The organism is Piscinibacter sp. PDB1-1 (assembly GCF_056675995.1).
Genome location: NZ_JBWVZJ010000001.1, coordinates 1,972,250 through 1,991,087, shown reverse-complemented (window position 1 = coordinate 1,991,087; position 18,838 = coordinate 1,972,250). Strand labels below are relative to the sequence as shown.

20 protein-coding genes are annotated in these 18,838 nt (G+C 67.7%); 5 read left to right on the top strand and 15 right to left on the bottom strand.

The features are described 5' to 3' along the window. Positions 1 to 284 precede the first annotated feature (284 nt). Positions 285 to 1,106 (top strand): M90 family metallopeptidase, encoded by an 822-nt coding sequence (locus AC1KAR_RS09260; RefSeq protein ID WP_480316732.1) that lies wholly within the window; start codon positions 285 to 287, stop codon positions 1,104 to 1,106. A gap of 74 nt (positions 1,107 to 1,180) precedes the next feature. Beyond that, complete coding sequence (locus AC1KAR_RS09255) at positions 1,181 to 1,567, top strand: hypothetical protein (RefSeq protein WP_480316730.1); 387 nt, start codon at positions 1,181 to 1,183, stop codon at positions 1,565 to 1,567. Positions 1,568 to 1,602: 35 nt separating this feature from the next. Here AC1KAR_RS09255 and AC1KAR_RS09250 read toward each other — a convergent pair whose 3' ends face one another. Further along, the gene (locus tag AC1KAR_RS09250; RefSeq protein ID WP_480316728.1) at positions 1,603 to 3,051 is read right to left on the bottom strand and encodes a histidine kinase dimerization/phospho-acceptor domain-containing protein; all 1,449 of its coding nucleotides are present in this window, start codon (positions 3,049 to 3,051) and stop codon (positions 1,603 to 1,605) included. After that, on the bottom strand, positions 3,048 to 3,737 hold the full coding sequence (locus AC1KAR_RS09245; protein WP_480316726.1) for a response regulator transcription factor: 690 nt from the start codon (positions 3,735 to 3,737) through the stop codon (positions 3,048 to 3,050). The genes AC1KAR_RS09250 and AC1KAR_RS09245 overlap by 4 nt, the downstream gene beginning before the upstream one ends. 90 nt (positions 3,738 to 3,827) lie before the next feature. Between AC1KAR_RS09245 and AC1KAR_RS09240 the strand changes: the two genes are divergently transcribed. Continuing rightward, the gene (locus AC1KAR_RS09240) at positions 3,828 to 4,580 is read left to right on the top strand and encodes a phosphatase PAP2 family protein (protein WP_480316724.1); all 753 of its coding nucleotides are present in this window, start codon (positions 3,828 to 3,830) and stop codon (positions 4,578 to 4,580) included. Positions 4,581 to 4,611: 31 nt separating this feature from the next. On the opposite strand, the gene AC1KAR_RS09235 is transcribed toward AC1KAR_RS09240, so the two are convergent. Genes AC1KAR_RS09235 through AC1KAR_RS09225 form a run of 3 tightly spaced genes read right to left on the bottom strand, consistent with a single transcriptional unit; the run spans position 4,612 to position 6,183 of the window. Continuing rightward, entirely contained in the window at positions 4,612 to 5,259 is a 648-nt protein-coding gene (locus AC1KAR_RS09235; protein WP_480316722.1) for an FMN-binding negative transcriptional regulator, read from the bottom strand. 13 nt (positions 5,260 to 5,272) lie between these two features. Then, positions 5,273 to 5,737, bottom strand: coding sequence for an OsmC family protein (locus tag AC1KAR_RS09230; RefSeq protein WP_480316720.1), 465 nt, complete (start codon positions 5,735 to 5,737; stop codon positions 5,273 to 5,275). After that, complete coding sequence (locus AC1KAR_RS09225) at positions 5,734 to 6,183, bottom strand: N-acetyltransferase family protein (protein WP_480316718.1); 450 nt, start codon at positions 6,181 to 6,183, stop codon at positions 5,734 to 5,736. The genes AC1KAR_RS09230 and AC1KAR_RS09225 overlap by 4 nt, the downstream gene beginning before the upstream one ends. A gap of 65 nt (positions 6,184 to 6,248) precedes the next feature. Between AC1KAR_RS09225 and pdxR the strand changes: the two genes are divergently transcribed. Together pdxR and AC1KAR_RS09215 are read left to right on the top strand one after the other, a co-directional pair. Further along, the gene (gene pdxR, locus AC1KAR_RS09220) at positions 6,249 to 7,691 is read left to right on the top strand and encodes a MocR-like pyridoxine biosynthesis transcription factor PdxR (RefSeq protein WP_480316716.1); all 1,443 of its coding nucleotides are present in this window, start codon (positions 6,249 to 6,251) and stop codon (positions 7,689 to 7,691) included. A gap of 140 nt (positions 7,692 to 7,831) precedes the next feature. Further along, complete coding sequence (locus AC1KAR_RS09215) at positions 7,832 to 8,269, top strand: N-acetyltransferase family protein (protein ID WP_480316714.1); 438 nt, start codon at positions 7,832 to 7,834, stop codon at positions 8,267 to 8,269. 48 nt (positions 8,270 to 8,317) lie between these two features. Here the strand turns inward: AC1KAR_RS09215 and AC1KAR_RS09210 are convergent, their stop codons facing one another. The 10 genes from AC1KAR_RS09210 to AC1KAR_RS09165 form a co-directional block, all read right to left on the bottom strand. After that, positions 8,318 to 8,659, bottom strand: coding sequence for an FmdB family zinc ribbon protein (locus AC1KAR_RS09210; RefSeq protein ID WP_480316712.1), 342 nt, complete (start codon positions 8,657 to 8,659; stop codon positions 8,318 to 8,320). A 13-nt stretch (positions 8,660 to 8,672) separates the two neighbouring features. Further along, the gene (gene fmdA / locus AC1KAR_RS09205; protein WP_480316710.1) at positions 8,673 to 9,902 is read right to left on the bottom strand and encodes a formamidase; all 1,230 of its coding nucleotides are present in this window, start codon (positions 9,900 to 9,902) and stop codon (positions 8,673 to 8,675) included. Positions 9,903 to 9,933: 31 nt separating this feature from the next. Next, entirely contained in the window at positions 9,934 to 10,623 is a 690-nt protein-coding gene (gene urtE / locus AC1KAR_RS09200) for an urea ABC transporter ATP-binding subunit UrtE (RefSeq protein ID WP_480316708.1), read from the bottom strand. A gap of 28 nt (positions 10,624 to 10,651) precedes the next feature. Next, positions 10,652 to 11,404: an urea ABC transporter ATP-binding protein UrtD gene (gene urtD, locus AC1KAR_RS09195; protein WP_480316706.1), complete on the bottom strand. Its 753-nt coding sequence runs from the start codon at positions 11,402 to 11,404 to the stop codon at positions 10,652 to 10,654. Positions 11,405 to 11,424: 20 nt separating this feature from the next. Beyond that, positions 11,425 to 12,615 (bottom strand): urea ABC transporter permease subunit UrtC, encoded by a 1,191-nt coding sequence (gene urtC, locus AC1KAR_RS09190; RefSeq protein WP_480316704.1) that lies wholly within the window; start codon positions 12,613 to 12,615, stop codon positions 11,425 to 11,427. 35 nt (positions 12,616 to 12,650) lie between these two features. After that, positions 12,651 to 13,565, bottom strand: coding sequence for an urea ABC transporter permease subunit UrtB (gene urtB / locus AC1KAR_RS09185; protein WP_480316702.1), 915 nt, complete (start codon positions 13,563 to 13,565; stop codon positions 12,651 to 12,653). 170 nt (positions 13,566 to 13,735) lie between these two features. Beyond that, the gene (gene urtA / locus AC1KAR_RS09180) at positions 13,736 to 14,935 is read right to left on the bottom strand and encodes an urea ABC transporter substrate-binding protein (RefSeq protein WP_480317813.1); all 1,200 of its coding nucleotides are present in this window, start codon (positions 14,933 to 14,935) and stop codon (positions 13,736 to 13,738) included. A gap of 254 nt (positions 14,936 to 15,189) precedes the next feature. Then, a complete protein-coding gene (locus AC1KAR_RS09175; protein WP_480316701.1) occupies positions 15,190 to 16,842 on the bottom strand; it encodes a nitric oxide reductase activation protein NorD in 1,653 nt (550 codons plus the stop codon). Beyond that, positions 16,811 to 17,620 carry an AAA family ATPase gene (locus tag AC1KAR_RS09170; RefSeq protein ID WP_480316699.1) on the bottom strand — a complete coding sequence of 270 codons (810 nt, stop codon included), beginning with the start codon at positions 17,618 to 17,620 and terminating at the stop codon, positions 16,811 to 16,813. The genes AC1KAR_RS09175 and AC1KAR_RS09170 overlap by 32 nt, the downstream gene beginning before the upstream one ends. Positions 17,621 to 17,641: 21 nt before the next feature. Beyond that, entirely contained in the window at positions 17,642 to 18,682 is a 1,041-nt protein-coding gene (locus AC1KAR_RS09165) for an aliphatic amidase (RefSeq protein ID WP_480316697.1), read from the bottom strand. Positions 18,683 to 18,838 lie beyond the last annotated feature (156 nt).

The following is an 18,838-nucleotide window of genomic DNA, read 5'->3' as shown; positions in this document are numbered from 1 at the left end:
AATCCCTGTTGTCGTGACTGTCTCCGTGCCTGCTCCCGGGGCCAAGCCCGGGCGCGGCATCTGCCCCGATACAAATAGCACGGGGAGTCAAAACAATAGTTTCGGGGCGCAGAACGACACATAGGCATTTACCCATGCGGGCATTTACCCCTGCTGGATCCGCCCGATGCCTGCAATGACCCCTGCGCATCGGTGCGGGTGGCTACGGGTTGAATCCAGCGTTCGGGCACCCACGTCTTGCGCACCCCTCTCGCCCCACCCAGCCACTCTCTGCCGCCGCCGCCATGTTCCTGTTCATTGCCTTGGGCCTGATGGTCGTGCTGGTGGGCTGGATCGCCGGCGAGCCGCTCTACACCGCCTGGCGCCGGAGCCGCGTGCGCCGACAGGCCTTCCCGCCCGAATGGCGCGAGGTGCTGCGCCGCCGCGTGCCCTACGTGCGGCACCTGCCGGCCGATCTTCAGCTGCAACTCAAGAAGCACATCCAGGTGTTCGTGGCCGAGAAGCCTTTCATCGGCTGCGCGGGCCTCGAGGTGACCGACGAGATGCGCATCACGGTGGCCGCGCAGGCCTGCCTGCTGCTGCTCAACCAGCGCACGAGCGCCTACTACCCGCAGTTGCGCCAGATCCTGATGTACCCCGGTGCCTTTCTCGTCGATCGCGTGCATGCCGATGCCGCGGGGGTGCTGCAAGACCACCGCCGGGCGCTGTCGGGCGAGTCGTGGCAGCAGGGGCAGGTGATCCTGTCGTGGCAGGACACGCTCGACGGCGCGGCGGTTACCGACGACGGACAGAACGTCGTCATCCACGAGTTCGCCCATCAGCTCGACCAGGAGAACGGCGCCGCCAACGGGGCGCCGCCGCTGGCTGGGCGAGCACGGCGCGAGCGCTGGGCGCAGGTGATGGCGGCCGAGTTCGCGGCTTTGCAATCGCACGCCGAACACGGTTTGCCGACGCTGCTCAGCCCCTACGGTGCCACCAACCCTGCGGAGTTTTTCGCAGTCGCCTCCGAGGTGTTCTTCGAGCAGCCGCAGCGCATGTTGCACGAGCACCCGAACTTGTATCAGGAGCTTGCGGCCTTTTACCGATTGAACCCGCTCAGCTGGTGAAGGCACGTGCCTTGCCCTGTCACGATGTGGGCTGGGCGCCGCGGGCGCCAGCCCGAATCTGATGGAGCAGTCACATGAACAAGATCAAGCATTTGATGGTCGCCGCCGGTCTGGCCGCCGTGGCAGCCAGCGCGAGCGCCCAGGTGGGCGTGTCGGTCTCGGTGGTGCAGCCGGGGGTGTATGGGCGCATCGACATCGGCGGCATGCCGCCCCCGCAGGTGGTCTACGCCCAGCCGGTCGTCATCGCCCAGCCGGCGGTGGTCGTGCCTGCGCAACCGGTCTACCTGTACGTGCCGCCCGGCCACCAGAAGCATTGGTCCAAGCACTGCCGCAAGTACAACGCCTGCGGGCAACCCGTGTATTTCGTGAAGGAAAGCTGGGTGCGTGATCGCTACGAACACGACCACCACGACCATCACGATCACCACGACGACCACGGCAAGGGAAAGAAGAAGCACTGAGGGCGGCAGGCCCCTGCCCGTGAGCCCTTGATCGATCAAGCCCCAGGGAAGCTGATGCGGTAGCAGCTGCGAAAACCCGCCGGCGGGGCGACCGCTTCGAAACGTGCGCCGTGGATCGCGGCGACCTTGTCGGCCACGCGATGACCCAGGCCCAGCCCGAGGCTGAGGGGCATGGCGATCTGCCCGCCCGTTGTTGCCCCCGTTGTCGTCGCTGCCGCTGTCGGCGCGTTGTCCGTCTGCGGACCCCCATCGCACACCTGCATCCAGCGAGCGTCGCAGTCGAGCTGCACCTCGATCAAGGTCCCCGGTGCGGTGTGGCTGAGGGCGTTCGTGACGAGGTTGCCGAGCGCGAGCTCCAGCAGCACCGCGTGGCCGTTCACCAGGAAGGCGTGGCTTGTCGGCATCGCGCCGTGTTGCACGAGCGCCAGTTCGTGGCCACCCGCATGCGCCGTTGGCGCGAGTTGGCTGACGACGCGCCGTGCCAGCTCGGCCAGGTCCAGCGGCTGCGCGCGTTCGGCGAGTTCGGTTCGGCTCGCGCGGGCGAGCGCCAGCAGGTCGGTCAGGACGTGATGGGCCCGCTGGGCGTCGTGTTCGATGCGGGCGATGGCATCGGCGCGTGCTGCCTCGTCATCCGCACCCGCACCCGCACCGCGCAGCAGATCGGTGTGCAGCAGCAGCGACGCGAGCGGCGTGCGCAGCTCATGCGCCAATTCGCTGCTGAGCTCGCGCTCGCGCGTGAGTGCGGCGTGTTGGCGTGCCACCAGCGTGTTGATGGCGTCGACCACCGGGCGGAACTCGGCCACCGGCCGCGTGCGCAGCGGCTTGCCGTCGGTCACGTCGAGCGCAGCCACGTCGGCCGACAGATCGCGCAGTGGGAGCAGGCCGCGCCGGATCGCCCAGCCGAGCGCCAGTGCCACCACCGGCAACAGCCAGAAGCCGGGCGCGGCGACCTGGCCGGCAATGTCCTGCGCCAGATCGTCTCGCTCCTGTGCACTCAAGAGAACCATCACCTTGCGCGCGTGGTCGTTGGGGTCCCAGCGCGAGAAGGTTCGCCACATGGCCGGCGGCGCGCCCAGGCTCAGGTCGGCAAAGCCGTCAGTGGTGTCGAAGGCGGGCAGGGGCGCTTCACCGGTGCGGGTGAGCACGTCGCCCTGGGCGTTCCAGATCACCACGCTGAGCGACTGCTGATAGTCGTGGCTGCGCAGGTCGGGTCGGCCGCCCCCGAGGGCCTCTGCCGAGGGTTCGTTGAACCTGGCGTCGCGTTGCTGCAGCAGCAGGTGCACGGCGCTGGCGAGGTGGCCGTCCGTGAGTTCATCGGCCTCCTCCTCGCCGGTCCGGTAGCCGATGGCGACGAAGCTCCCCCACACCAGCACCAGGGCCCCGAGCGCCCAGGCCAGCAACTGGCGGGTGAGCGAGCGACGGCGGTCGTGTCGCGGTGGCAAGGGCGGTGGCGAGCGAGGTGACAAGGGGGGCGTGCCGTTCATCGTTCTGTCTCGTTTGCCGGCACGAAGTAGCCCACGCCTCGCACGGTGCGGATCAGCGCATCCCCGAGCTTTCTGCGCAGGCGGTGGATGTGGACTTCGATCGCATTGCTCTCCAGCGCGCTGCTCCAACCGGAGATGCGCGCCTCGATCTGCTCGCGCGACAGCACGCGCGGCTGCACCTCCATCAAGGCGAGCAACACCGCGAACTCGCGTGCCGAGAGCTCGATGGGCCGCCCGTCGAGCGTGGCCGTTCGGGCCGCCGGGTCGACTTCGACGGCGCCGCTTCGCAGCCGCGGCTGCGCGCGCCCGGCGGCCCGGCGGCGCAAGGCCCGCATGCGCGCCGCGAGCTCGTCCGCATCGAAGGGCTTGGTGACGTAGTCGTCGGCGCCGAGGTCGAGTGCCTGGATGCGCGAAGCCACCTCGTCGCGGGCCGTCATCACGAGCACGGGCGTGGCGGGGTTCGGTGGGAGCGTGCCGGTCGCACGGCGCAAGCGCCGCAACAACGCCTCGCCATCGCCATCGGGCAGGCCGAGATCGAGCAGCACGATGTCGTAGGCCTCCACGCCCAGCGCCGACCATGCCTGGCCCAGGCTGCGCGCAATGTCCACCGCATCGCCCTGGCGTTGCAGATGGCCCTGAAGGCCGGCGGCGATGCCGTCATCGTCTTCGACAACCAGAACTCGCATTCGGCGCATTGTGGGCCACGCTGAGCGCCTGGCGGGCCGCGTGAGATCTCCTTAAGACCGGCTTAAGGTGGTTCGCCCACAGTGCGGCGCATGCTGTACCTGGACTCCCTCTCGCGCCGCCTGGCGATCGTCACGCTCGTGGCGCTGGCGCTGCTGCTTGGCTTCGATGCCACCCCGCTCGACCTGTGGCTCGCGCGCCCCTTCGGCGGGGCGTCGGGCTTTCCGTGGCGCGAGCACTGGTTGCTCTACGACGTCCTGCACGAAGGCGGTCGGCGCCTGAGCTGGTTGCTGGCCCTGCTGCTCACGCTGGCCGTGTGGTGGCCGGTGGGCGTGCTGCGGCGGGTGCCGCAGGGCGAGCGTGCGCAGCTCGCGGTGCTGGTGCTCGTGTCGGTTGCGTTGGTCGGCGTGCTCAAGTCGTTCAGCGTCACCAGTTGCCCATGGGATCTGGCCGAGTTCGGCGGCGTGGCGCGCCATGTGTCGCACTGGCAGCCTGGCGCGGACGGTGGCAGTGGCCACTGCTTCCCCGGTGGCCACGCCTCGGCAGGGTTCGCCTTTGTGGGCGGGTACTTTGCCTTGCGCCGCCATGCCGCTCGTGCCGCACGCTGGTGGTTGGCCGCTGCCTGGGGGGCAGGCCTGCTGCTGGGCGTGTCGCAGCAGTTGCGCGGCGCGCACTTCATGAGCCACACGCTGTGGACCGCCTGGATCTGCTGGGCCCTGGCCTGGGCTGCCGATGCGGTGCGGCATGCCGCCTGGGGCCGGCGCACACGAAGCCTGCCCGCGGTGACCGAGGCGCCGTCGACAACGCCCGCCTACCACGGCGAGACAGAGCCGATCAGCTTCTGATGGCGCCGTGGAGTGCCGTGTGGTCGCGTCGTCAGTCGGCGCGGGGAGCGGCGCCCAGCACCCAGTGCGCCACCGCGTGCGCCGCCTCGCCGCCTTGCTGCTGGAGGCCCTGCACCACGCCCGCGCGGTTGGCGGGCGCCTGGTTCTGGCTCATCTTCCACTTGCCGGTGAGCGAGCGCAGCGGGATCTCGACGCCGACGATGGCGCTCAGCATGGCCTCGATGTACTCGGGCGGCGCGTCGCTCACCGCCCACGGCCGCGGCTGAGCGGCCTCGTGCCGCTCGGTGAGTCGCGTGACCAGCGCGCGCAGCCATTCGGTGTCGTCGCGCACCACGAGGCGGCCGCGGGCCTGCACGGTGATGTAGTTCCACGTGGGCACTGCCTTGCCGTTCTCGGCCTTGCTCGGGTACCAGTTGGGTGAGATGTAGGCCTGCGGGCCCTGGAAGACGACGAGCGTCTCGACATCGCCACGCGCTTCGTGCCACAGCGGGTTGGCGCGCGCCACGTGGGCGCGCAGCACCTGGCTGCCGTCGCTGTCGGTGTCCAGCAGAAAGGGCAGCGGATTGGCGTCGAGCGTGCCGTGCGCGTCCTGCGTGACGAGCAGGCCCAGCGGGTGCTCGCGCACCAGTTCGTGCAGCACCTGCGGCCGCTCTTCGGTGAAATGCTTGGGCGTGTACACGGCGTGGCCCTGCTCAGCGCACCGGCTCGCAGCGCACGTCGCTCTTCACCGAGTTGGCGATGAAGCATTCCTCGTGCGCGCGGTGGTGCAGGTGGTCGAGTTCTTCGTGCGTCGGCTGCTTGCCGTCGAAGCGCACCGCAGGGCGCAGGGTGACGAGAGTGATCGCCATCTGGCCCTGCGCATTGCGGTCCATCACGCCCAGGGCTTCGTCGCGGTAGCTGTCCACGCGCCAGCCGGCGCGGCACGCGATGTCGAGGAACCACAGCATGTGGCAACTGGAGATCGAGGCGACGAAGGCTTCTTCGGGGTCGACGCCGCGCGGGTCGGAGTAGGGCTCACGCACCGACAGCGGCGACGACGAGGCCGGCATCACGTGCCCGCCGTCGAAGTGGACCTCGTGGCGGCGGCTGTACTTCTTGTCGAGAAAGTCCTGCTCGCCGCGGGCCCAGCAGGTGGTGGCGGTGTAGCTGTGGCTCATGCGAGCTCCTCAAGTGGCAGGTCGTAGCGGATGAAGCCATGGCACTTTGCCACCTTGTCGTACAGCGTGCGCGCCGTGGCATTGCTTTCGTGGGTGAGCCAGTAGCAGCGCGTGGCGTTCGCGGACAGCGCGGCCTCCCCCACCGCGATGATGAGCGCGCGACCCACACCCCGGCCACGCATCGACGGGTCGGTGAAGAGGTCTTGCAGGTAGCACTGGCGGCGAGACCAGGTGCTGGTGTGGAACAGGTAGTGGGCGATCCCGACCAGCCGGCCGTCGGCAAAGGCGCCCAGGCCGAACACCTCGTTGCGCTGCAGCAGGCGCTGCCATGCGGTCTCGTAGCCGGAGGGCGAGACCTCGGTGTCGTAGAAGGCCTTGTAGCCGCGCGCCAGCGTCTCCCAGGCGGCGCGGTCTTCGGGGCGGAGCGGGGCGATGGTGGGCGTCATGGCGGGTCGGATAATTGGTTCTTCATCGTAGAGAGGTCGATGAACATCGAAGGAGCCAATTCGAGATGGATGCCAGAACCAATCCGACGCCGCTGCGCCAGCAGGTCTACCTGCGCCTGCGCGCCGCCATCGAGCAGGGCACCTTCGCGCCGGGCAGCAAGCTGCCGCCCTCGCGCGAGCATGCGCTGGCGCTCGGCGTATCGCGCAACACCGTGCTGTGGGCGCTGGAGCGTCTGCAGGCCGAGGGCTACGTGGTGGCGCGTGTGGGCGATGGCAGCTACGTCGCACCGGACATGGCCGGCCTGCCGTCGGCTTCAAGCCGCAAGGCTCAAGGGCCGGCCTCGCCGAACGCGGGGCTGTCACGGCGCGGGCGGCTGATCGCCGAGACGGCGCTGCGCTGGCGCCCGCCCTTGAGCGCCGTCACGGCCTACCGCATCGGCACGCCCGCGGTCGATGCGTTTCCGTTCGCGCTGTGGTCGCGCATCGAGCGCGGCTTGTCGCCCCGCGTGCGCCACCACACCGCGCAGTACCTCGCACCCGAGGGACACGCACCGCTGCGCGAGGCCATCGCGCAGTGGCTGCTGGTGTCGCGCGGCATCCGCTGCGAGGCGGCGCAGGTGGTGGTCACCTCTGGCTCGCAACAGGCGATCGACCTCATCGCACGCCTGTTGCTCGACCCCGGCGACGAGGTGCTGGTCGAAGACCCGGGCTACCTGGGCATTCGTGCCTGCCTGCTCGGCCACGGCGTGCAGGCCTGCCCGGTGCCGGTGGATGCCCAGGGCCTGGCGATCGCCGAAGGCGCGGCGCGCTGGCCGAATGCGCGCATGGCGGTCGTCACGCCCACGCATCAGTTCCCGCTTGGCGTGCACATGGGGCTCACGCGGCGCATCGAGTTGCTCGAATGGGCGCGCGCCCGCAAGGCCTGGGTGGTCGAGGACGACTACGACGGCGAGTTCCAGTACGGAGCGCACCGCATCCCCGCGCTGTGCAGCCTGCCGCACAGCGAACGTGTGATCTACGTGGGCACCTTCTCCAAGACGCTGCACCCAGGGTTGCGGCTGGGCTTCATCGTGTTGCCCCCCGAGCTGGTCGATGCCTTCGCGAGCGCCAAGGGGCTGAGCGATCGCCACAGCCCGGGTGTGGCGCAGGAGGTGCTGGCGCGCTTCATCGGCGAGGGCCATCTGCTGCGGCACCTGCGCCGCATGCGCGAGCTCTACCAGGGGCGTCAGGCGGTGCTGATCGAGTCGCTGCGCAAGGCGAGCGGCGGCGCGCTCATGCTGCAGCCGGCCGGGCAGGGCATGCACCTGGTGCACGAGGTCGGCGAGCGGGTACGCGACACCGAACTCAGCCAGCGCGCGGCCGGGGCGGGCGTCTACCTCGCACCGCTGTCGATGTACTGCGTGTCTGCACCTCGGCGCGGCTGGCTCTTCGGCTACGCGGGTTTCGACGACGCTGCGCTGCGGCGGGCGGCGCGCGAGATCGGGCCGGTGATCAGCGGTCGTCGCTGACGAGGGCCCGGCCGACCCGCGCGGCGTGGTGGACGCATCGAGCGGTGGGGCCTGCGCAAAGCCTTCGCCGGCTGGGTGCGCCAGTTCGTTGCGGGTTGACCCGAAGGGCGGGAGCGAGCGCCAACTGGCTACGATGCCGCATGGTCGACGACACGCTGACATACCGCCTCGCCACCGTGGCCGATGCCGAGGTGCTGGGCCGGCTCAATCACCGCCTGATCAAGGACGAGGGCCACCGCAACCCGATGAGCGAGGCCGAGCTCGTCGAGCGCATGCGCCATTGGCTCGCGCACGAGAGCTACGAGTCCCTGATCGGACTGGACGGTGACACGCCCGTGGCCTACGTGCTCTGGCGCGACGAGCCCGAGTGCGTCTACCTGCGTCAGATCTATGTGCTGCCCGACTACCGCCGCCAGGGCACGGCGCGCCACCTCACGCTCAGCGTCTTCGAGCGCTGGCCCGACAAGCGCCTGGCCGTCGACGTGCTCGCCGGCAACGCCCGCGCACTGGCATTCTGGCGGCGCATGGGCTACCAGGACTACGCGGTCATGCTGGAGCGCCTGCCGCTGCGCGACTGAGGATCCCGCGCAGCGGCAGGTGTGCCTTCGCTCGCCTCACCTCTCTCATCAGTGACTGATCATCCAGGGCCGCTTGCTCGGGAAGGCCTTGGCGCCGTTGGGCGTGGTGACGGTGGCGCCGCGCTTTCCCGTCGAGCAGCAGCCGCAGCCCGCCGGGTGCTTCATGCGCACGTAGTCGCCAGAACGCTTGGGCTCGTGCCGCGCGCGTTCGTTGACATCCATCGCGCGGCGCGTGCTGCCCTCCAGCAGCGCGAGCCGCGGTGCAGTGGCAAACACGCGCGGCGAGCCAGCCCCGCAATCGGGGCACTCGGCCGGCTCGTTGCGCTGGCTCAGCGTGCGAAAGGCATCGAAGCCACCGCAGTCGGGACAGGCGTAGTCGTAGGTCGGCATGGCCTGCCCTTCCTCAGACGAGATCAGGAGAGAGGGGCATCTGCACCGAGCCGTCGATGAACTTGGTCGGCCCGCTCGCGTTCGGGTTGATGTCGAACTCGAAGATCTGCGTCGGCAGCCACAGCGTGGCGCAGGCGTTGGGTACGTCGACCACGCCGCTGATGTGGCCCTGCACCGGTGCCGTCCCGAGGATGGAGTAGGCCTGCGCGCCGGAGTAGCCGAACTTCTTCAGGTACTCGATGGCGTTGAGGCAGGCCTGACGGTAGGCCACGTTCACGTCGAGGTAGTACTGCTTGCCGCTCTCGTCGACGCTGATGCCTTCGAAGATCACGTAGTCGTTGTAGGTGGGCGTGATCGGGCTGGGCTTGAAGATCGGGTTCTTGATGCCGTACTTGGCCATGCCGCCCTTGATCAGGCTGACCTTCATGTGCACCCAGCCGGCCATCTCGATGGCGCCGCAGAAGGTGATCTCCCCATCGCCCTGGCTGAAGTGCAGGTCGCCCACCGACAGGCCGGCACCGTCCACGTAGACCGGGAAGTAGATCTTCGAGCCGCGAGACAGGTCCTTGATGTCGCAGTTGCCGCCGTGCTCGCGCGGCGGCACGGTGCGCGCGCCGGTGGCGGCGGCCTTGGTGAGCGCATCGCCGGTGAGCTTGCCCATGTGGGCCGTGCCGGCGAAGGGCGGGTTGGCCAGGCCGCTGGTGGCGGGGTCGGAATCGATCAGCGCCTGCTCGCGCGTGTTCCACATCTCCAGCATCTTCGGGTCGGGCAGACAGCCGATCAGGCCAGGGTGGATGAGGCCGGCGTACTTCACGCCCGGCACGTGACGGCTGCTCGTGAACATGCCGTGGAAGTCCCAGATCGACTTCTGCGCCTGCGGGAAGTGCTCGGTGAGGAAGCCGCCGCCGTTGTTCTTGCTGAAGAAGCCGTTGAAGCCCCACAGACTGTCGTCCTTGGCGCCGATGTCGAGCAGGTCCACCACCAGCAGGTCACCGGGCTCGGCACCCTTCACGCCCACCGGGCCGGAGAGGTAGTGCACGGTGGTGAGGTCGATGTCGCGCACGTCGTCGGCGGAGTCGTTGTTCTTGATGAAGCCGCCCGTCCAGTCATAGGTCTCGAGCACGAAGTCGTCGCCCGGCTTGACCCAGCAGGCCATGGGGATGTCGGGGTGCCAGCGGTTGTGCACGCCTTCGTTGGAAGGGGCTGGCTTGGTGAGATCGACCTTGATGAGTGTTTCGGGCATGGCTTGCGCTCCTCGCGGGTGGTGGATGTGATCAGACTGACAAGTACTGCTTGATGTGTGCGACATCGGTGTCGGCGCGCTTGGTCTCGTGCACGAGCCGCCCACCTTCGATGACGAAGAGGCGGTCCGCGACATCCATCGCAAAGCTGAGCACCTGCTCGCTCACGACGATCGTGATCTCGCGCAGCTTGCGGATCTCGTTCAGCGCTTTCGCGATGTCCTTGATGATCGAAGGCTGGATGCCTTCGGTGGGCTCGTCGAGCAGCAACACCTTGGGGTTGGTGACGAGCGCGCGGGCGATCGCGAGCTGCTGCTGCTGGCCGCCGGAGAGGTTGCCGCCCTTGCGTCGCTTCATGTCGAAGAGCACCGGGAAGAGCGCGTAGATCTCCTCGGGGATCTTCTTGACCTTGGCGTTCTCCAGGCCCGTCTGGATGTTCTCCTCGACCGTGAGCGTCGGGAAGATCATGCGGCCCTGCGGCACGTAGGCGATGCCCTTGGCGACACGGCGGTAGCTCTCGTCCTTGCTGATCTCGCTGCCGCCCACGGTGACGGAGCCGCTCTTGGTGGGCAGCACGCCCATCAGGCTCTTGAAGAGCGTGGTCTTGCCCATGCCGTTGCGGCCCATGATGGCCACGGTCTCCTTGCTGGCTGCGTCGAACGAGATGCCATGCAGCGCCTCGCTCTGGCCATAGGCGACGAACAGGTCTTTGACACTCAACATGCTGGTGCTTCCTTCAGTGGCCGAGAGTTCAGTGGCCGAGATAGACGTCGATGACCTTCGGGTCGTTCTGCACCTTCTCCATCGACCCTTCGGCGAGGATCTTTCCCTGGTGCATCACGGTGACCTTGTGGGCGATCTGCTTGACGAAGTCCATGTCGTGCTCGATCACGATCACCGAGCGGTTCTTGCAGATGCGCTTGAGCAGTTCGGCAGTGAGTTCACGTTCGCGAGCGCTCATCCCGGCGATGGGTTCGTCGAGCATCAGCAGCTCCGGCTCCTGCATCAGCAACATGCCGATCTCCAGCCATTGCTTCTGCCCGTGGCTGAGCAAGCCGGCTTCGAGCGACAGCAGCTCGGCCAGGCCCACCTCTTCGGCCACCACCTGCACGCGCGCCTTCACCTCGTCGCTGCACTTGAAGAAGAGAGCGCCCAGCACCGAGCGGCCTTTGGGGAACGAGACCTCCAGGTTCTGGAAGACGCTGAGGTTCTCGTAGATCGAGGGCGTCTGGAACTTGCGGCCGATGCCGCGGCGCACCCGCGTGTGCTCGGCCAGCTTGGTGAGCTCTTCGTTCTTGAACTTGATGCTTCCGCCGCTGGCTTTCGTCTTGCCGCAGATCAGGTCGAGCAGCGTGGTCTTGCCGGCGCCGTTGGGGCCGATGATCACGCGCAACTCGTTCTTGTCGATGTAGAGGGTGAGGGCGTCGATGGCCTTGAAGCCGTCGAAGCTGACGGTGAGGTCCTCGACCGCGAGGGCGAAGTCTGTATTGCTGGCAACGGTCATGGTGAAGGCTCCCGGTGAGGTCAGGCGCGTTGGCTGCTGATGCCCATCGGCATCGAGGGCGGTGCCTTCGGCGGCGGCTCGGGGTAGGAGGCTTGCGCGGCGGCCACTTGTTCGCGAATCGCCACGCGCTCGGCGAGCCTGCGGTTCCACCACGGCTTGATGTGGCTCTCGACCAGGCCGGCCAGCCCGTTGGGGAGGGCCATGGTCACGCCGATGAAGAGCGCGGCCATCAGGAAGAGCCACAGCTCGGGAAAGGTTTCCGAGAACAGCGTCTTGCCGGCGTTCACCAACAGTGCGCCGTACACCGCGCCGACCAGGCTCATGCGCCCGCCGACCGCGGCGTAGATCACCATCTCGATCGAGGGAACGATGCCCACGAAGCTCGGTGACATGAAGCCGACTTGCAACGCGAACATCGCGCCGCCGATGCCCGACAGCGCCGCGCCCAGGCAGAACACAGCCACCTTGAACATGGCCACGTCGTAGCCGGAGAAGCGCACGCGGTCTTCCTTGTCGCGCATGGCCAGCAGCAGCGTGCCGAGCTTGCTACGCTGGATCCAGGCGCACAACACGATGCTGGCGAGAATCAGGCCGCAGCACACGTAGTAGAGGATGTACTTGGCACTGTCGGTGCGGATGTCCCAGCCCCACAGGGTCTTGAGGTCGGTCATGCCGTTCACGCCGCCGGTGTAGCCCTGCTGGCCGATGATCAATACCGACAGGATCAGCGCCACGGCCTGCGTGATGATGGCGAAGTACACGCCGCCCACGCGCCGCTTGAACATCGCGTAGCTGATGATGAAGGCCAGCAGCGTGGGCACGGCGATCACCAGGATCAGCGTCAACGGCAGGCTCTTGAAGGGCAGCCAGAAGGTGGGCAGCTCGGTGAGCTGGTTCCAGTCCATGAAGTCGGGAATGCCTGGCGTGCTCTGGATCTTGGTGCTCTCGGGGTCAGAGGCTTCGAGCTTCAGGAACATCGCCATCGCGTAGCCACCCAGGCCGAAGAACACGCCCTGGCCCAGGCTGAGCACGCCGCCGTAGCCCCACACCATCACCAGGCCGATGGCGACGAATGCATAGGTGAGGTACTTGCCGACGAGATTGAGGCGGAAGATGTCGAGGCACATCGGCAACACGGCCAGCAGCACGATCGCCAGCAGGATGGTGCTGCCCGCACCGGGCTTCATGAACCACTTCTTGAACGCAATCATTCAGGTACTCCAGATCAGTCAGCGATTCGGATGGCTCAGCGACGCACCTTGGACGCGAAGAGCCCCTGCGGCCGCACCATCAGGATCAGCACGATGAGCGACAGCGTGAGCACCTTGGCCATCGAGCCCGTCATGAAGAACTCGCTGATCGACTGCGTCTGTGCGATGCCGAAGGCCGAGGCCACCGTGCCCAGCAAGCTGGCCGCTCCGCCGAACGTGACGACCAGGAACGCGTCGACGATGTAGAGCGAACCGCTGGTGGGCCCGGTGGAGCCGATGGTGGTGAATGCCGCACCTGCGACGCCGGCGATGCCGCAACCGATGGCAAACGTGAGACGGTCGGTCTTCTTGGTGTTGATGCCGATGGCATTGGCCATCTGGCGGTTGGCCACCGTGGCGCGCACGCGCAGGCCCCAGCGGCTCTTGTAGAGGGCCAGCATCACACCACCGGTCACGACCAGCGTGAGCGCGAGCACGAAGAGGCCGTTGATCGGGATGTCGAGGCCTTCATGCGGCGACCACGATCCCATCAGCCAGTCGGGCAGCGTGGGGCTCACCTCCTTCGGGCCGATGAAGCTGCGAAAGCATTGCTGCAGCGCGAGGCTCACGCCCCAGGTGGCGAGCAGGGTGTCGAGCGGGCGCTTGTAGAGGAAGCGGATCAGCCCCCACTCCACGAGCCAGCCCGCGATGAATGCGAAGACGAAGGCCACGCAGATCGCGATCGGGAAGTAGTAGGCGATCAAGCCCGGTGCGAGCTTCTCGGTCAGCGTGGAGCCGAGAAAGATGGTGTACGAGCCGATCGTCATGAACTCGCCGTGCGCCATGTTGATGACGCCCATCTGGCCGAAGATGATGGCCAGCCCGAGGCCCATCAGCAGCAGCACCGAGAAGAGACTGAGCCCGGCGAAGCCTTGCATCAGGCCGATGTTCATGATGTCGGAGAAGGTCATGGGCGTGGCTTTCGTGCGGTGGTGTGCGTGCGTCTTGTCGAGCGGGCCTTCGATACCTCAGGCTGAGCGGGTGGTGGCATGCGAGGGCCATCGAACACAAATAGACCGCTCAGCCTGAGGTATCGAAGGCCCGCGCAGGCCGTGCCCAGCCTGCGCGGGTCGAGCCGGGCTTACTGGTAGCCCTTGGGGAAGGGGTCCGGTTTGATCAGTTCCGGCGATTCGGCGACGACCTTGAACGTCGCATCCGGCATGCCCATCGCGATGCGCGACTTGCTCCACAGGTGGTGGTTCGGGTCGAGCTTCACGTAGCCCTCAGGCGCGGTCTTGAGCTCGATGCCGGGCGAAGCGGCGACCACCTTGTCCACATCGAAGCTGCCGGCCTTCTCGACCGCTGCCTTCCACAGCCACGGGCCGAGGTAGCCGGCCTGGGTCACGTCACCGATCACGGCGTCCTTGCCGTACTTCGCCTTGAAGGCCGCGACGAACTTCTTGTTGTTCTCGTTGTCGAGAGACTGGAAGTACTTCATCGACGAGTAGAAGCCGCTGAAGTTCTCGCCGCCCACGCCGGTCATCTCGTCTTCCGTCACCGACAGCGTCAGCAGGAACTGCTTGTCGCCGGTGATGCCCGCAGCCTTGAGTTGCTTGTAGAAGGCCACGTTGGAGCCGCCCACCACCGCCGCGAAGATGCAATCGGGCTTGGCGACCTTGATCTTGTTGATGAGCGAGTTGAAGTTGGTGTGGCCCAGCGGGTAGTACTCCTCGCCCACCACCTTGCCCAGCTTGCCCACCGTCTCGATGTGCTTGCGCGCGATCTTCATCGAGGTGCGCGGCCAGATGTAGTCGGAGCCGATGAGGAAGTAGGTCTTGGCCTTCTTCTCCTTCGCACCCCAATCCAGGCCGTAGATGATCTGCTGCGTGGCCTCTTGGCCGGTGTAGATCACGTTCTTGCTCTGCTCCAGGCCTTCGTAGAAGGTCGGGTAGTAGAGCAGGCCGTTCTCCTTCTCGAACACCGGCAGCACCGCCTTGCGCGAGGCGCTGGTCCAGCAGCCGAAGACGCAGGCCACGCGGTCGTTGACGAGCAGCTTCTTGCTCTTCTCGGCGAAGGTGGGCCAGTCGGAGGCGCCGTCTTCCTTGATGACCTTGATCTTGCGGCCGAGGATGCCGCCCATCGCATTGATCTGGTCTATGGCCAACTGCTCTGCCTGGATCGAGCCGGTCTCGCTGATGGCCATGGTGCCGGTGGCCGAGTGCAGCTGGCCCACCGTGACTTCGGTGTCGGTGATCGCGAGCTTCGTGGTGTTCACTTTCGCGGTCGGGAACGCCTGCGCGTTCGCCATCGTCGGCAGGCCGGCCAGCGGTGCGGCGGCCATGCCGGCGAGCAGCGTGCGGCGATGCCGGGAAGGAAGGTCGTCGTGTCGATCAGTCATTTCTCGCTCCGTTGGTTCGTGGTGACTCGTGGGGATTGGCGGGGTACGTAGGTTCAGGGGCTCGTCGATCTGCGGAGTGCCACGCCGCCCGTGCATGCGCTTCGTGGCGATCCGTTGATGCAAGACTAGGGACGCTCGCCTGCGCAGCACATACGTCAATCAACGTAGAGCGCGTGCGCAGAGCGAAGCCGCACGATTCACATGTCGCGCAGGTTTGCCAGCCACGGGCCCAGGTCGTCGGGCTGGCGAAGCAGACGCACGTGGCGGCTGCCCAGCACCCGGCGGACGGCCGGCTCGGCCTGGGCCCCCATCGCGAGCCCGTGCACCGCAATGCCTCGGCGCCGCGCTTCGCCGGCGGCGCGGCGTGCGTCGGCGAGCAAGTGCGTGGGGTCGTGAACGTCGATGTCGTGGGGTTCGCCGTCGCTCAGCATCAGCACCACGCGTCGCTCGGCGGGCTGCGACATGATCTGCCGGCGCGCGTGGCGCAATGCGACGCCCAGGCGCGTGGAGCCCTGGGCGTTCAGACCGGCCAGGCGCGACAGCAACTCGCCACGCGATGCGTTTTGGTTGAAGCGCTGCAGCACCACGGCGTGCTGCCGCTCGCGGCCGTCGGAGTGGAAGCCCAGCAGCGCGCATCGCCTCCCCGAGGCGGTGGCGACGATGTGGAGGCACCAAGCGGCCCGCCGCGCGAGCTCGAGCCGCCCCGACTCGGCCATCGAGGCCGACAGGTCGAGCACCAGCAGCCATGCGGCGCGTACGGCTCGGGGCTCGCTGTCACGGTAGATGCGCGCCTCGGGCGCGTACCCAGCGCGGCGCTGTGCGGCCTCGCGCAGCGCGGCATCCAGGTCGAGATCCGCGCCCTGGCGCTGCAGGCGGCGCCGCGAGGGCCGCGGCGTGCCAGCGGGCGCGCTGCGCCGCGCCAGGCGCACCAGAGCCTGCAGGCCGCCTTGCCACGCCTCGCCCCAGGCACGCAAGGCATGCACGGCCTGCGCATCGCCAAGGCCTGCGTCCCTCTCTCGCAGCCGGCACCAGCCGCGCCGGTAGGCGCCGATGCGGTGATCCCACTCGGGGTATCGGTATTCGCCTTCGGGTTCGTCGGGTGTCGAGATCGATGGCGCGGCCGAGGCCGGCAGCTCCATCGCCGCATGCTCTTCGCGCGCGGGTGCGGGGTCGGCCGACAGGGCTTCGACTTGCCAGAGACAGGCGTGGTCATCGCGGTACGACGGCGCTGGGCGATAAGCGCGATCGTCGAAGCGCAGCCGCATCTGGCCGATGTCGTGGCCGAGCCGCGAGGCGGTGTGGCGCAAGGTCGAGGCGTCGCCGGCGCCTTCCGCCACCGCCTCCATGAAGAGCGCTCGCCCCTTGCGCACCCAGGCGTGCGGGTCGTCGTAGTGCGGGTCGTGCAGTGCGCGGGCCAGCCGGGCCATCAGCGCTGGCAGGCTGGTGCCGCTCTCGGCGCCCGCCGAGTGTTGCGCGTGCCACAAGGCCCACAACCCGGGCAGGGCCTGCGTGGCCCGACGCTCCACGCGAGCGTCTTCGAGCAGCCCGACGAGCGCGCGCGTGAGCGGGTGGATACCGCGGGGATCGAAGCCGCCGCGGCTGTGCGCCGCGTGGGCCGCGGCATGCGCAGCGGCAGCTTCGTACCAGCGCGCACCGCGCTCCTGTGCAGGCAGCCACAGGGTGGGCGAGGCTGCTGCAGGCCGCAGTGACGGGGGCGAGTCATGGCCCGCGTCGGGCCAGGCATGGAGCACCGGCGCGAAGCCCCACAGGCCTTGCAGGTAGTGCCGCAGCACCGGCCGAGCGCGCGCGAGCGTCAGCTCATTCGGCGTGGAAGGCCCGGACGATGGCATCGAGCGCGTCCTGCAGTTCGGATTCGTCGGTCAGCGGGCCGGTGATTGCCGCGCGGCAGGCGGGGGCTGCGCGCATGCCGGCATTCATCAGGCGGCCGGCATGCACCAGCATGCGGGTCGATGCGCCTTCGTCCAGCCCCTGGCCGCGCAGGCGGCGCGTGCGAACGGCCAGTTGCACCAGCTGCTCGGCCTGAACCAGGGGCACGCCGCTTTCGTGCGCGACGATGGCGGCCTCGGTCGCCGGCGGCGGGTAGTCGAAATCCAGTGCGCAAAAACGCTGCCGCGTGGACATCTTCAGTTCCTTGAAGGCAGCTTGATAGCCCGGGTTGTACGAGACCACCAGCCGAAAGTCGGCATGCGCCGGAACGAGCGCGTTGCACGCCGCCAGCGGCAGAACGCGCCGGCTGTCGGCCAGTGGGTGCAGCACCACTGTCGTGTCGGCGCGCGCCTCCACCACCTCGTCGAGATAGCAGATCGCGCCGTGGCGCACGGCGAGTGTCAGTGGCCCGTCCTGCCAGCGCGTGCCTTGGGCGTCGAGCAGCCAACGGCCCACCAGGTCTGAGGCGCTCAGGTCGTCGTGGCAGGCGATGGTGACCAGGGGGCGGCCCAGCCGCCAGGCCATGTGCTCCACGAAGCGCGTCTTGCCGGATCCGGTGGGCCCCTTGAGCAGCAGGGGCAGGCTGCTGGCGTGAGCCGCCTCGAAGAGCGCGATCTCGTCGCCGCTGGACTGGTAGTAGGGCGCCTCGCGCAGGCGCCAATCGGCCAGTGGGTCCACCACGCCGCGCGGCCGGTGCGTCGCTCAGCGGTGCGCGCCCGCGCCGGTGTTCGGGATGCCCGGGATCGGGCACTCCTCGGTGCCGACCGTCGGGCGCGTGATGGCCTCGACCATCTGGCGTGTGCCCTCGGGGTCGTTGATCCACTTGGCATAGAAGTCATACGGGCAGTTGGCCACGCCCTGGGCGCCTTCGTGCGAATTGATCTTGCCGGTGTAGCCGCGGTGCAGAAGCTTGAAGAGGTGGTTCTCGCTCTGCCCGTTTTTGCGAAAGTCGCGGATCAAGGTCTTGCTGAGCGCGGCGTACTGGATGCCCATCTCCTCCTCGCCGCATTCGCCCAGCGTGCGACCGTCGAAGCCGACGATGGCCGAGTGGCCGAAGTACGAATACACACCGTCGAAGCCGGCGGCGTTGGCTACGGCCACGTAGACGTTGTTGGCCCAGGCCATGGCCTTGGCCATCAGCACCTGCTGGTCCTTCGCCGGGTACATGTAGCCCTGGCAGCGCACGATGAGCTCGGCGCCTTTCATGGCGCAATCGCGCCAGATCTCGGGGTAGTTGCCGTCGTCGCAGATGATGAGGCTGATCTTCAGGCCCTTCGGGCCCTCGCTCACATAGGTGCAGTTGCCCGGGTACCAGCCCTCGATGGGCACCCAGGGCATGATCTTTCTGTACTTCTGAACGATCTCCCCCTGGTCGTTCATCAGGATGAGCGTGTTGTAGGGCGCCTTGTACGGGTGCTCCTCGTGGCGCTCGCCGGTGAGCGAGAACACGCCCCAGACCTTGGCCTTGCGGCAGGCGGCGGCAAAGATCTCGGTCTCTTCGCCCGGCACCGTGGCGGCGTTGTCATACATCTCCTGGCTGTCGTACATGATCCCGTGGGTGCTGTACTCCGGGAAGATGACGAGGTCCATGCCCGGCAGGCCGAGCTTCATGCCTTCGACCATCTCGGCGATCTTGCGCGCGTTGGCAATCACTTCGGCCTTGGTGTGCAGCCGCGGCATCTTGTAGTTGACGACGGCCACGCCGACGGTGTCGAGGCTGCTCGAGATGTCGCCATGCAGCATGCTGGTGCTCCTGCGTGAGTACGGACAGGTGCCACGTTAAGAACTCTTCCAGCGCACGCGAATACGTCAATCAACGTATCGCGCACGGCAGTGCAGGTTGGAGCGGTTCTTGCTAATCCACTGGATCAGCCGTTCTACTCGCCGCGCGCGGGTTCT

What these genes read in the sequence shown, in the direction of transcription:
- AC1KAR_RS09260 (WP_480316732.1), top strand. Translation starts at nt 285, where the DNA reads ATGTTCCTGTTCATTGCCTTGGGCCTGATGGTCGTGCTGGTGGGCTGG.
- AC1KAR_RS09255 (WP_480316730.1), top strand. Translation starts at nt 1,181, where the DNA reads ATGAACAAGATCAAGCATTTGATGGTCGCCGCCGGTCTGGCCGCCGTG.
- AC1KAR_RS09250 (WP_480316728.1), bottom strand. Translation starts at nt 3,051, where the DNA reads ATGAACGGCACGCCCCCCTTGTCACCTCGCTCGCCACCGCCCTTGCCA.
- AC1KAR_RS09245 (WP_480316726.1), bottom strand. Translation starts at nt 3,737, where the DNA reads ATGCGAGTTCTGGTTGTCGAAGACGATGACGGCATCGCCGCCGGCCTT.
- AC1KAR_RS09240 (WP_480316724.1), top strand. Translation starts at nt 3,828, where the DNA reads ATGCTGTACCTGGACTCCCTCTCGCGCCGCCTGGCGATCGTCACGCTC.
- AC1KAR_RS09230 (WP_480316720.1), bottom strand. Translation starts at nt 5,737, where the DNA reads ATGAGCCACAGCTACACCGCCACCACCTGCTGGGCCCGCGGCGAGCAG.
- AC1KAR_RS09225 (WP_480316718.1), bottom strand. Translation starts at nt 6,183, where the DNA reads ATGACGCCCACCATCGCCCCGCTCCGCCCCGAAGACCGCGCCGCCTGG.
- pdxR (WP_480316716.1), top strand. Translation starts at nt 6,249, where the DNA reads ATGGATGCCAGAACCAATCCGACGCCGCTGCGCCAGCAGGTCTACCTG.
- AC1KAR_RS09215 (WP_480316714.1), top strand. Translation starts at nt 7,832, where the DNA reads ATGGTCGACGACACGCTGACATACCGCCTCGCCACCGTGGCCGATGCC.
- AC1KAR_RS09210 (WP_480316712.1), bottom strand. Translation starts at nt 8,659, where the DNA reads ATGCCGACCTACGACTACGCCTGTCCCGACTGCGGTGGCTTCGATGCC.
- fmdA (WP_480316710.1), bottom strand. Translation starts at nt 9,902, where the DNA reads ATGCCCGAAACACTCATCAAGGTCGATCTCACCAAGCCAGCCCCTTCC.
- urtE (WP_480316708.1), bottom strand. Translation starts at nt 10,623, where the DNA reads ATGTTGAGTGTCAAAGACCTGTTCGTCGCCTATGGCCAGAGCGAGGCG.
- urtD (WP_480316706.1), bottom strand. Translation starts at nt 11,404, where the DNA reads ATGACCGTTGCCAGCAATACAGACTTCGCCCTCGCGGTCGAGGACCTC.
- urtC (WP_480316704.1), bottom strand. Translation starts at nt 12,615, where the DNA reads ATGATTGCGTTCAAGAAGTGGTTCATGAAGCCCGGTGCGGGCAGCACC.
- urtB (WP_480316702.1), bottom strand. Translation starts at nt 13,565, where the DNA reads ATGACCTTCTCCGACATCATGAACATCGGCCTGATGCAAGGCTTCGCC.
- urtA (WP_480317813.1), bottom strand. Translation starts at nt 14,935, where the DNA reads ATGGCCGCCGCACCGCTGGCCGGCCTGCCGACGATGGCGAACGCGCAG.
- AC1KAR_RS09175 (WP_480316701.1), bottom strand. Translation starts at nt 16,842, where the DNA reads ATGCCATCGTCCGGGCCTTCCACGCCGAATGAGCTGACGCTCGCGCGC.
- AC1KAR_RS09165 (WP_480316697.1), bottom strand. Translation starts at nt 18,682, where the DNA reads ATGCTGCATGGCGACATCTCGAGCAGCCTCGACACCGTCGGCGTGGCC.